The following is an 11353-nucleotide window of genomic DNA, read 5'->3' on the forward strand; positions in this document are numbered from 1 at the left end:
ATGGCTAAGGACAATGTCGAAGGCGCCCCCAAGAAAAAGGGCAAGGTCAAGAAGCTGCTTTTGATCGGGGTTGCCGCGATCGCGCTGATCGGCGCGGGCGCGGGCGCGGGCATCTATTTCGGCGCGCTTTCGGCGCATGAAGCGAAGCCCGAGGATCATTATCCCAAGCTCGTCGTGCGCAGCAAGGACGGCGCCGAACCCGTCGCCGAAGACGACAAGGAAGCGCCGCTCAAGGTCGGCACCGTGTCGGTGCCGAACGACAGGTTCAAGGTCGACCCCCGCAAATATGAGGTCACCTATTATCCGATGGCCGAAAGCTTCACGACGAACCTCGCCGACGGATCGGGCTTCCTTCAGATCGGGATCAGCCTTTCGACCTTCTACGACGGCAAGGTTATCAATAATATCAAACGGCAGGCGGTGCCGATCCGCTCGGTCGTGCTTATGGTGCTCGCCGAACAGGATCCGGCTCTGCTCTCCACATCGCAGGGGAAACAGCGGCTTCAACGTCAGTTGACGACCGCGATCAACGATGTGCTGCGCGAAAAGGAAGGTTTCGGGGGTATCGACAATGTCTATTTCACGAGTCTGGTGATCCAGTGACCACCGGCACGAAAACGGTCAAAGCCGTGAAGGCCCCAAGGGCTTCTCCGCCCGCTCCGGCGGCTGCGCCCGCGGACGGCAAGGAGTCGCTGCTGCTGCGCAAGGCGGCGGATAGCTATGCCTTTCCCGCGCTCGAGGGCGTCGCGAACCAGTTCGCGCGGTCTTTGCGCGACCTCATCCGCGCGCTCGGCGCGCCGGCGATCCAGATCGAACGTGCCGGTGCCGAACAGATGAGCTTTGCCGAGTGGAGCGCGGCGGCCGCCCCCGCGATCTTCTGGCGCTATCACGCGGCGCCGCTCAAGGGACCCGTGCTGCTCGCCGGATCGCGCGCGCTGCTGCTCCAGCTCGTCGACATCTTCTATGGCGGTCGCGGTCAGCTCGCCGCCGAGCGCGAAGAGCTGACCGACGCCGAGGATCGCTTCGCGGCGCGGCTCGGCCGCGACATCGCCATGCAGCTCGCCGCCGCCTGGCGCGGCAAGCTGGCGCTTGAACCCGAACTCGACTGCGTCACCGCCGATCCGGCGAAGCTCGCCGCGGTGCGCGCCGACGACGAATTGTTCGTCCAGCGCTTCACGCTGCGCGGCGCGCCCTTCGACGGGCGGACGATCATGTGCGCTTACCCGGTCGCCGCGCTGCGCGGCATCGCAGGCGACGAGCTGCTTCCCGACACGCCGGCGCATGGCGGCGGCGATCCCGCCTGGTCGGGCGCGCTCGACAAGGCGCTGCGCGACGTGCGCCTGCCCGTCCGCTCGGTGCTCGCGCGCCCCGAAATCAGCCTCGTCAAGCTGCTCGCGCTCGAGGTCGGCGACATCATCCCGCTTTCCATGCCGCGCCATGTGCCGGTGACCGTCGCCGGGCGCAGCTTCGCGTTCGGCAGCATCGGCGAGGCCAATGGCAACGCCGCGATCATGATCGACCATATCGAAAAAGGACCGGACAATGACTGACATCGCCGAAGCCCCCAAGGCCGCGCGCGCCGACCGGCGCGACAAGAGCATCGCCGCCGCGCCCAATTTCGACCTGCTCGCCGGCGTCTCGCTGCGCGTGTCGGTCGAGGTCGGATCGACCTCGATGACGCTTTCCGAACTGCTCGCCTTGGGCGAAGGCAGCGTGATCGAGCTCGACCGCGCCGCGACCGACCTGCTCGACATCTATGCCAACGGCACCCTCATCGCGAAGGGCGAAATCGTCAGCGTCGACGGCCGCTATGGCATCCAGGTCGCCGAAGTCGTCGCCCCGGCGCGCGGGCTCGAAGGTTTCGAACGGAGAGCCTGATGTTCGAATATATCCTCCGTTTGCTCATCCTGCTGCCGATCGTCGGCGGCATGGCGTGGGGCAGCCTGTGGCTGTGGAAGCGCGTCCAGATGGGCGTGCCGCTCGTCGGCGGCGCGACCAAGGCGCGCGCGGTCGAGATGGTCGACGTGCTGCCGCTCGGCCCGGGGTCGAAGCTCGCGGTCGTCGAATTCGCGGGGCAGCGCGTGCTGATCGCGGTGTCGCGCAACGGCATCACGCGCCTCGCCGACGACGCCCAGGGGGATTTCCATGTCGACTAGCATGAAATCCGCGATCGCCTCCAAACCCGTTTGTGCTGAGCTTGTCGAAGCACCGTTCTTTGGTTCGACGTTGAAAGGAAGAACGGCCCTTCGACAAGCTCAGGGCGAACGGGGTGTTTTGGGCGTACGCTGGTTGCGCCTCGCTGCGACCTTAGGAAGCCTCGCGCTGTTGGCCTCCACCTCTCCCGCGTTCGCACAGGCGGCCGACGGCCTAAGCCGCGCGGTGAACGAAATCGGCGGCGACGGCCGGCCCCTGAGCCTGTCGCTCCAGATCCTCGTCCTGATGAGCCTGTTGACGGTGCTGCCGTCGCTGCTCCTGATGATGACGAGCTTCACGCGGATCATCATCGTGCTGTCGATCCTGCGCCACGCGCTCGGGCTGCAACAGACGCCGCCGAATCAGGTGCTCGTCGGCCTCAGCCTCTTCCTCTCGCTGTTCGTGATGGCGCCGGTGATCAGCGAAGTGAACCGCGTCGCGATCACCCCTTATGGTCAGGAACAGATCGACATCGGCGAGGCGGTGTCGCGCTCGGGCGATGCGCTGCACGGCTTCATGATGAAGCAGACGCGCAAGACCGACCTGATGATGTTCGCCAAGATCGCCAAGGCGCCGAGCTATGCGAGCCCCAAGGATGTCCCCTTTTCGATCCTGCTCCCCGCCTTCGTCACCAGCGAACTCAAGACCGCGTTCCAGATCGGCTTCCTCATCTTCCTGCCCTTCCTCGTCATCGACCTGATCGTCGCATCGGCGCTGATGTCGCTGGGTATGATGATGTTGTCGCCGACGATCATCTCGATGCCCTTCAAATTGCTGCTTTTCGTCCTCGTCGACGGCTGGGCGCTGACGATGGGCTCGCTCGCTTCTTCTTTCGTGGGTTAGCGCGATGGAAGCCGATTATTTCATCGGAGTCGCGCAGCAGTCGCTGTGGATCCTCGCCCTCGCCTCGGCGCCGCTGCTGCTGCCCGTGCTCGTCATCGGCGTGCTGCTCGGCATGGTGCAGGCGGCGACGTCGATCAACGAACAGACCTTGACCTTCGTGCCCAAGCTCATCGTCGCGGCGATCTGTCTCGCGATCTTCGGCGGCAGCATCCTGGTGCTGCTCACCGATTTCACGCGCGAGCTGTTCGCGCAGATCCCGGCGCTGGTGCGGTGACGACCCGCCGCCACTCATTGCGTCGTCATCCCGGCGAAGGCCGGGATCTCGCCGGTGCGTCAGCCCGCGAGGGTGAGATCCCGGCCTTCGCCGGGATGACGAGCGGGGTGAGATGAACCCCGCCGACATCCCGAATATCGAGGCGATGCTCCAGCTGTGGATGCTGGGGATGATCCGCCCCGGCGCCGCCTTCATCGCCGCGCCGGTGTTCGGCGCCGCGAATGTGCCGGTGCAGCTCCGGCTCGTGATCGCGCTCGCGGTCGGGGTGCCCGCGGTCGCGGCGTCGGGTATGGCGCTGCCGCCCGAGGGCATCGTGTCGGTTCCGGGCTTCTTCTTCATCGTCGGCGAGGCCGTGATCGGGCTCGCGATCGGCTTCGTGCTCCAGATGGGGCTCGCCGCGGCGCTGCTCGCGGGCGAGGTGATCAGCAACGCGATGGGCCTCGGCTTCGCATCGATGGTCGATCCGCTGAGCGGCGCGTCGAGTTCGGCGATCGGGCAGTTCCTGTCGATGATGGCGACCGCGCTCTTTCTCGCCGCCGACGGTCATCTCGTGCTGATCGACATCATCGTCGGCAGCTATGACGCGCTCCCGCCCGGCAACGCCTTCCCCTCGTGGGACGCGATCGGCGGCCTCATTCGCTTCGGCAGCCTGATGTTCGCGGCGGGGCTGACGATCGCGATGCCGGTCGGCTTCGTGCTCATTCTCGTCCAGATCATCATGGGCGTGATCGGCCGCTCAGCACCGGCGCTCAACCTGTTCGCGGTCGGCATCCCCGCGACCCTGCTCGCCGGGATCATATTGCTCGGCGTCGCGACCCCCGCGATGGCCGAGGCGGTCGCGCGCATCCTCTCCGACGCGCTCGACGCCGCGCGCATGGTCGCGGGGGTCTGAGCCATGGCCGAGGGCAGCGACAAGGACCAGAAGACCGAACAGCCGACCGCGAAGAAGCTCGCCGATTCGGCGCGCGAAGGCGATGTGCTGATGTCGCGCGAGCTCGCGACTGCGCTGATGATGCTTGCCGCCGCGGGCTGGATCGTCGCCGCGGGCGGCTGGTTCGTTCAGTCGGCGGGCGACCTCGTTCGTCGCGGGCTCACGCTGACCGCCGCCGACGTCGCCGATTTCGCGCCCGCCGAGGCGCTGATGCGCAACGGGGTCGAAATCCTGCTCCCGCTCGCGAGCCTGTTCGCGCTCGCGCTCGGCGCCGCGGTCGCGGGACCCGCGATGCTCGGCTCGATGGGCTGGCGCGGCAAGGCGCTGCATTTCAAGGGCAACCGGCTCAATCCGATGAGCGGGATCAAGCGCATGTTCGGCCTGCAGGGCGCGACCGAACTCGGCAAGGCGATCGCGAAGGTGCTGCTGCTCGGGACGATCGGCTATTGGCTGGTTGCCAGCAGCCTGCCCGCGATCATGTCGATGGCACAGGCCGACCTGATCGCCGCGATCGGCCTCGCCGGAAAGGCGATCGGTCACGCGATGCTGACGCTCGCCGGCGGGCTTGTCGTCATCGCGCTGATCGACGTGCCGGTGCAATGGTTCCAGCGCAACAAACGGCTGATGATGAGCAAGCAGGAGATCAAGGAGGAAATGCGCCAGTCCGACGGCGCCCCCGAGCTCAAGCAGGCGCAGCGCCAGCGCGCGCACGAGATTTTGAGCGGATCGGCGCGCAAGGCGGTGTCGGAGGCGACGGTCGTGCTCACCAACCCGACGCATTTCTCGGTCGCGCTGCGCTATCGCCCGGGCGAGGACGCTGCGCCGGTCGTCGTCGCGCGCGGGCGCGGCGACGTCGCGCTGTCGATCCGCGAGCTCGCGCGCACCGCCAATGTCCCGATGCTCGAATATCCGCAGCTGACCCGCGCCATCTATTTCACCGCGCGCGCGGGCCGCGTGATTCCGGAAGAATTGTTCGTCGCGGTCGCGACCGTGCTCGCCTTCGTCTTCCAGCTCGAGCGCGCCGCCGCCGACGGGCTGGCCCAGCCCGCGGTCGACGTGCCGCCCTCGCACCGCTTCGATCCCGAAGGACGCCGCCAGGCTTAATCTTCCGCGCGCGCCGCCGTTAAGCAGTGCGAAGGATATTTGCCATGGTCACCTCAATCGCCAACAGCCTCGGCTTCGGCTCCGGCCTCGACGTCAAGCAGCTCGTCACCGACCTCGCGAACGCGTCGCGCGAACCCAAGATCGCGCGCATGGCCGAACTGACGCAGGCGAACCAGACGCGGATCAGCGCCCTCGCGCAAGCGCGGGCCGATCTCGACGGATTCGCCGATTCGCTGAGCCAGATGATCGACGACGGAACGCTGCGCAGCACGCCGACCGTGTCCGACGACAGCGTGCTCGGCGCCACGAGCCGCGTGGGCCTTTCGGCCGACAGCTTCGCCGCGACCGTCGTCGTCAACCAGCTCGCGCGCGCGCAGACCAATTATTCCGCCGTCGTCGCCGACAAGACCGCCGCGATCGGCCAAGGCACGATGACGCTGACCGTCGGCGGCGTCGCCAAGACGATCACCATCGACGCGACGAACAACAGCCTCGACGGGCTTGCGAACGCGATCAACGCGAGCGGCGCGGGCGTCACCGCCTCGATCATCGCCGACGAAGGCGGGCACCGCCTGATCCTGAAAGGCCCCACCGGCGAAACGGGCGCCTTCACCCTCACGGCCGATGCCGGCGCCGATCCGGGTCTTGCGGCCTTCGCGACGGATAGCGGCATGACCGAGGGGCAGAGCGCCGCCAACGCCGAATTCACGATCGACGGCATCGCCTTCAGCCGCGCGACCAACATCGTCGACGACGTCGTCCCCGGCATGTCGCTCACGCTCAAGAAAGCGGCGCCCGGCCAGCCCGTAGACATCGGCGCGAGCCGCCCGCTCGACATGATCAAGCAGACCGTCGGCGATTTCGTCGCCGTCTATAACCAGCTCAAGAAAAGCCTCGTCGCGGCATCGAGCCTGTCGGGCCCGACCACCGGATTGCGCGAGCTCGAACGCGAACTCGGCGGGCTTATCCACAAGGTGGTTTCGAGCCACGGCAGCATCAACCAGTTGTCCGACATCGGTGTTTCGATAACGAAGGAAGGCCTGCTGTCGGTCGACAATGCCAAGCTCGACAAGGCGCTCGAGACCGATGCCGGTGCGGTCGAGGCGCTGTTCAACCCGCGCCGCGACGCCACGCACAATACACTGACCGACCCCGGCATCGCCTTCGCGCTCGACGCGATCCGCGACAAGGCGGTCGGCGTCAATGGCGCGATCGATCGCGTCTCGAAATCGCTCAACGCGAAACAGGAAAATCTCGCCGAGCAGCTCGAGAAGATCGAGGAGCGCGAGGACGCCTATAAGGCACGGCTCGAGAAGCAATATGGCGCGCTCGAAGCCAAGCTCGCGGCGTTCAAGGCGACGCAATCCTATCTTGAACAACAGATCAAGCTCTGGACGAACCAGGGCAATGACTAAGAATTAGAGCGTGGGGACCAGGACCGTGACCGCTACCGCTTCGACTGTCCGGGCGACCGGGCTGTATCGCCGATTGCAGAATGAAAGCCGCGCCGCCGCCGCCGACCCCGTCGAGCTGGTGACGATGCTTTACGACGAGCTCGAAACCGCCGTCGGCGTCCTCGCCGCGATGGTGCGACAGGGGCAGCGCATCTCGGCCACCGAACCCGCGCACCGCGCGCGCGCGATCCTGATCGGCCTCGACGTCAATCTCGACCGCGACAAGGGCGGCGACGTCGCGACGGCGCTGTCGCGCGTCTATCGCAGCATGCGCCGCAAGCTCGACGATGCCGTGGCGGCGAACAGCGCCGAGGGGCTTTCCGAACTTCTCGAAGGAATCCTGACGATCAGCGCCGCCTGGCGGCAGCTCCGCTAGCATGGCTATCACCTGAACCATCGTCCCGGCGAAGGCTGGGACCTCGTCATTGCGTTGAAATGCGAAGGGCGGGATCCCGGCCTTCGCCGGGATGACGAGATGAGGGGTGGGGGTCGGGCCGCCTCAAACAGAGGCGGGACAGCCAATCACCGCGGGACAAAACCGCTGGGTACCCGGCCGCCCTAGGTGGGGACGGGCGGCCGGGTGGTGCGGGAGCGGACCAGAGCCCCCTTTTTTTCAGCGGGTGCTGAAACCTGTGCGTCGCGGGCCGTCAGGCGGCCTGCTGGTGGACACCATATTTGCGCATCTTCTCGATCAGCGTGGTGCGCTTCAGCGTCAGCAGGCGCGCGGCTTCCGAAATAATGCCGTCGGCGAGGTCGAGCGCGACGTGAATCTGTTCGAGCTCGATCGTCTCGATCTCGCGCTTGAGATCGATCGGACGGCCCGGCGCCGGCGTCTTGGCCGTCGGTGCGGCCGAGGCGAAGGGCGCCGCGGCAAAGTCTTCCGTGACGGGGCAGACGGCCGGCCGCGGCGCAAGGGCCGCGGTGGGATCGAGGAGCATCGCGACATCGTCGGCGCCGAGCGTCTCGCCGCCATGCAGGACGCTGGCGCGCTCGACGAAATTCCTCAGTTCGCGCACATTGCCCGGCCAGGCGTGCCGCATCAGCACCGCCATCGCGGCGTCGTCATAGCGGCATTTGGCGCCGGCCGGCATCTGGCGCTGGAAATGGCGGACGAGCGCCGGAATATCCTCGACGCGGCTGGCTAGGCTGGGGATCTGGAGCACAACCACGCCGAGCCGGAAGAACAGGTCTTCGCGGAACTTGCCTTCGGCGATCGCGGCGCCGAGATCCTGATGGGTGGCCGAAATGACGCGGACGTCGACAGCCTTCACTTCGCTGCTCCCGACGCGGACGATCGTCCGGTCTTCGAGCACGCGGAGCAGTTTCACCTGCATGTCGAAACGCATGTCGCCGATTTCGTCGAGGAAGAGCGTTCCGCCCTCGCTCGCTTCGAAATGGCCGATGCGGCGAGCATGGGCGCCGGTGAAGCTGCCCTTTTCATGCCCGAAGAGTTCGGATTCGATCAGTTCGCCGGGGATCGCGCCGCAGTTGATGGCGGAAAAGGCCTTGCCCGCGCGGGCGCCTTCGTCGTGGATCGCGCGAGCGACCAGTTCCTTGCCCGAGCCCGACGGGCCGCAGAGCATCACCGAGGCGTTCGAACGCGCCACGCGGCGGATCATCTCGCGCAGCCGGCAAACCGCCGGGCTCGACCCGATGATCAGCGCTTCGAGCGCCGTATTTTCATTGTGCCCCAGTGTCATTTTGGTCTCCACCGCACCGCCCGCTCGGTGCCCCTTCGATGGACTCAGCAATTGACGAAACTGGTAAACAAAAGCTTATCGCTTGTTCACTAAGTCATTCAAAACAAAGTGATATTGCCAAAACGGAAGCATTGGCAGCGCAAACGCGTTAACTATCTCCGATATACCGCCAAACTGGCACTAATTGTCGCCGTCGCGCCAGCCCAGCGTGATCGAGATGCGGCGATTGCGCGGATCGAATCGGTCCGACGGGACATAGGGTTCGCGATCGGCGACCCCTTCGATTCGCGCGAACCGCTCCGATGCGATGCCGCGGAACGAAAGATAGTGGCGCGTGACCTCGGCGCGATCAACCGACAGGCGCCAGTTGTTGGTGCCCGACTTCGCCGACCAGGGCGCAGCATCGGTGTGCCCGCGGATCATCACCCGGTTGGGTACTTCGGCGACCAGCGCCGCGACCTCGGCGAACAGCTTGGCGCCGGACGGGGTCAGCTGGCTGGTGCCGATCGCGAACATCGAGACGTCGGCATCGTCGACGATGTCGATGCGCAACCCTTCCAGCGTTTCGGTGAACCGCAGGTTGCGTGCGAGGCGCTTGAGGTCGGCCCGGCTCTGGAGTCGCTCCTTCAGCGACTGGGCGAGCAGGTTGAACTTCTTCGATTCGGCTTCGCGCTCGCGCCCCGACGCCTCGCGCGGTCCGCCGACCGCGTCGCGCGGGATCGTCATCGCGCGCGTGCCCGTCTGTGCGGCGCCATGCGGATAGCGATCCGCCGCCACCAGCGAATCGCCGCCGAACAGGCCGGTCGACCCCGCGGTGTCGGTTTTCGTCTGCACGATCGTCGGCGCGAAATAATCGGCGAGCGCCTTGCGCTGCGCCTCGTTCGTCGCGCCGAGCAGCCACATCAACAGGAAAAAGGCCATCATCGCGGTGACGAAGTCGGCATAGGCGACCTTCCACGCGCCGCCGTGATGGCCGCCATGCGCTTCCTGGATCACCTTCTTGACGATGACCGGGCGCGGCAGGTTGGGGCGCGCAGCCATCAGCGACCCCGCATCCCGTCAAAAACTTCGGCGAAGCTCGGCTGATTATGATGGTCGACGCCCGAGCGCGCCGCCTCGATCACCAGCGGCTGCGGATGGCCGTGGAGCGAAGCGATGATCAGCTGCTTCACCGTATGATAGATGGCGTTGTCGCTTTCGATCACCGTCTTGGCGCGTGCCGCGAACGGACCGACGAGGCCATAGGCGAGCAGCACGCCGAGGAAAGTGCCGACGAGCGCCGAGCCGATCATCGCGCCAAGGATCGCCGGCGGCTTGTCGATCGAGCCCATCGTCTTCACCACACCGAGCACGGCGGCGACGATGCCCAGCGCCGGCAGCGCGTCGGCCAGGCTCTGCAGGCCCTCGGCAGGCTTCAGGCTGTGATGGTGGTGGCTCTTCAGCGCATTGTCCATCACCTCCTCGACCGCATGGGGGTCGAGCGTGCCCGAGGACACCACGACGAGGCGCAGCGTATCGCAGATCAGGTGAACGAGCGTGTCGTCCTTCAAAAGCTTGGGATATTGCTGGAAGATCGTCGAATTCTTCGGATCCTCGATATGCGGTTCGACCGCGACGGGACCTTCGGTGCGCATCATCTTCATCAGCGTCGAGACGAGCAGGATGCAGTCGAGATAATCCTGCTTCTTGTATTGCGGTCCCTTGAACACCTTGCCGAGCCCGCCGGCGAGCGCCTTCAGGTCGGCGCCCGAATTGCCGATGATCAGCGAGCCGAGCGCCGCACCGCCGATGATCAGCATCTCGTGCGGCAGCGCGTGCATGACGGGGCCGAGGTTGCCGCCGGTCAGCGCAAAGCCCCCGAAGACCAGCAGGATCAAGACGATGATGCCGACAACGGGAAACATATGTGCGCAACTCCATTGGGGACCCGGCTGTCGAGGCCGGCCCCCGCGAACTCAGGCCCCGCTCACTCAGGGACGTCTTGATGTTTAACGGCAGCGGCGCCGCAAGATTGAGGGCCGTCAGCTCAAAATATCGAACAAGGTCTGTCGGTTGATCTTGGCGAAGGCCGCCTGCGCGGCCTGGAGCGTCAGATCCTGGGCATGGAGCTGGGCGATCGCCTCTTCGAGATTGGTGTCCTCGACAACCGAGCGTTCGTCCTTGAGCGTGATGCCCCGCGCCGCGAGGCTGTCGCCGATGCGGTCGAGGCGGCCGCCCGACAGGCCGATCTTGGCATGTTCGTCGGCGACGTGGCTGATCGCGGTATCGAGCACGCCGAGCGAGGCGTTCATGGCGGCCTTGTCGTTCGCCGCGACCGCCGCCGCGGCGTCGCGAATGCCCGTCGACAGGCTGTTGCCGCCGACGACGAACACGTCGGCCGCCGACGGGACGGGCGCGAAGGTGACGTCCGAATCGAAACGCATCACGCGCGCGGCGCCGGCGGCGAACACCGGCTCGCCGTTCGAATCGCGGGTCGCCGCCAGCGCGTCGAGCTCGTCGGCGATCGTCCCGAGTTCGGCGGCGATGGTGGCGCGGTCGGCGGGGTTCGCCGTATCGCTCGTGGCGGCGAGCGTCAGTTCGCGCGCACGCGACATCAGATCGCTTACCGACTTCATCACTCCGTCGGCCTGCGACACGAGCGCCGAGGCCGCGTTGACGTTCGACGACCAGGCGGTCATGCTCGCCTGCGTCGTGCCGATCGTCGCGATCCGCCGCGCCGCGACCGGATCGTCGGACATGCGCAGCAGTTTCTTGCCGCCCGAAATCTGGATCTGCGTCCGCTCGAGCGCGTCGGCGAGTTTCTGTTGGCGCGCGATTTCGCGCGTCATGCGATTGCCCACGGCGTTGATCATGA

General features: G+C 66.3%; 14 protein-coding genes. 10 read left to right on the forward strand and 4 right to left on the reverse strand.

Annotated elements, in window-relative coordinates; all coding sequences use genetic code 11:
- The 10 genes from QZL87_RS17235 (at position 1) to QZL87_RS17280 (ending at position 7175) form a co-directional block, all read left to right on the forward strand.
- Positions 1 to 603 carry a flagellar basal body-associated FliL family protein gene (locus QZL87_RS17235; protein ID WP_295321624.1) on the forward strand — a complete coding sequence of 201 codons (603 nt, stop codon included), beginning with the start codon at positions 1 to 3 and terminating at the stop codon, positions 601 to 603.
- Entirely contained in the window at positions 600 to 1550 is a 951-nt protein-coding gene (locus tag QZL87_RS17240) for a FliM/FliN family flagellar motor switch protein (RefSeq protein ID WP_295321625.1), read from the forward strand. Before QZL87_RS17235 ends, QZL87_RS17240 begins: the two co-directional genes overlap by 4 nt.
- Positions 1543 to 1878: a flagellar motor switch protein FliN gene (gene fliN / locus QZL87_RS17245; RefSeq protein WP_295321626.1), complete on the forward strand. Its 336-nt coding sequence runs from the start codon at positions 1543 to 1545 to the stop codon at positions 1876 to 1878. The genes QZL87_RS17240 and fliN overlap by 8 nt, the downstream gene beginning before the upstream one ends.
- Positions 1878 to 2156: a flagellar biosynthetic protein FliO gene (locus tag QZL87_RS17250; RefSeq protein ID WP_295321627.1), complete on the forward strand. Its 279-nt coding sequence runs from the start codon at positions 1878 to 1880 to the stop codon at positions 2154 to 2156. Before fliN ends, QZL87_RS17250 begins: the two co-directional genes overlap by 1 nt.
- A gap of 166 nt (positions 2157 to 2322) precedes the next feature.
- On the forward strand, positions 2323 to 3036 hold the full coding sequence (gene fliP, locus QZL87_RS17255) for a flagellar type III secretion system pore protein FliP (RefSeq protein WP_295327010.1): 714 nt from the start codon (positions 2323 to 2325) through the stop codon (positions 3034 to 3036).
- A gap of 4 nt (positions 3037 to 3040) precedes the next feature.
- Positions 3041 to 3310, forward strand: coding sequence for a flagellar biosynthetic protein FliQ (locus QZL87_RS17260; protein ID WP_037557392.1), 270 nt, complete (start codon positions 3041 to 3043; stop codon positions 3308 to 3310).
- A 112-nt stretch (positions 3311 to 3422) separates the two neighbouring features.
- Positions 3423 to 4202 (forward strand): flagellar biosynthetic protein FliR, encoded by a 780-nt coding sequence (gene fliR / locus QZL87_RS17265; protein WP_295321628.1) that lies wholly within the window; start codon positions 3423 to 3425, stop codon positions 4200 to 4202.
- Positions 4203 to 4205: 3 nt separating this feature from the next.
- Positions 4206 to 5345 (forward strand): flagellar type III secretion system protein FlhB, encoded by a 1140-nt coding sequence (locus QZL87_RS17270; protein WP_295321629.1) that lies wholly within the window; start codon positions 4206 to 4208, stop codon positions 5343 to 5345.
- 44 nt (positions 5346 to 5389) lie between these two features.
- Positions 5390 to 6760: a flagellar filament capping protein FliD gene (fliD, locus tag QZL87_RS17275; RefSeq protein WP_295321630.1), complete on the forward strand. Its 1371-nt coding sequence runs from the start codon at positions 5390 to 5392 to the stop codon at positions 6758 to 6760.
- Between the two features lie 25 nt (positions 6761 to 6785).
- Positions 6786 to 7175, forward strand: a complete 390-nt coding sequence (locus tag QZL87_RS17280) for a flagellar protein FliS (protein WP_136172969.1) — start codon at positions 6786 to 6788, stop codon at positions 7173 to 7175.
- A 271-nt stretch (positions 7176 to 7446) separates the two neighbouring features.
- Here QZL87_RS17280 and QZL87_RS17285 read toward each other — a convergent pair whose 3' ends face one another.
- The 4 genes from QZL87_RS17285 to QZL87_RS17300 all read right to left on the reverse strand — a co-directional run bounded on the left by QZL87_RS17285 (position 7447) and on the right by QZL87_RS17300 (position 11351).
- Entirely contained in the window at positions 7447 to 8499 is a 1053-nt protein-coding gene (locus tag QZL87_RS17285; protein WP_295321631.1) for a sigma-54 dependent transcriptional regulator, read from the reverse strand.
- A 180-nt stretch (positions 8500 to 8679) separates the two neighbouring features.
- The gene (locus tag QZL87_RS17290) at positions 8680 to 9540 is read right to left on the reverse strand and encodes a flagellar motor protein MotB (protein WP_295321632.1); all 861 of its coding nucleotides are present in this window, start codon (positions 9538 to 9540) and stop codon (positions 8680 to 8682) included.
- A complete protein-coding gene (motA, locus tag QZL87_RS17295; RefSeq protein ID WP_295321633.1) occupies positions 9540 to 10403 on the reverse strand; it encodes a flagellar motor stator protein MotA in 864 nt (287 codons plus the stop codon). Before motA ends, QZL87_RS17290 begins: the two co-directional genes overlap by 1 nt.
- 117 nt (positions 10404 to 10520) lie before the next feature.
- Complete coding sequence (locus tag QZL87_RS17300; RefSeq protein ID WP_295321634.1) at positions 10521 to 11351, reverse strand: flagellin; 831 nt, start codon at positions 11349 to 11351, stop codon at positions 10521 to 10523.
- Positions 11352 to 11353: the final 2 nt, after the last annotated feature.

The sequence above is a fragment of the uncultured Sphingopyxis sp. genome (genome assembly GCF_900078365.1).
GTDB lineage: Bacteria > Pseudomonadota > Alphaproteobacteria > Sphingomonadales > Sphingomonadaceae > Sphingopyxis.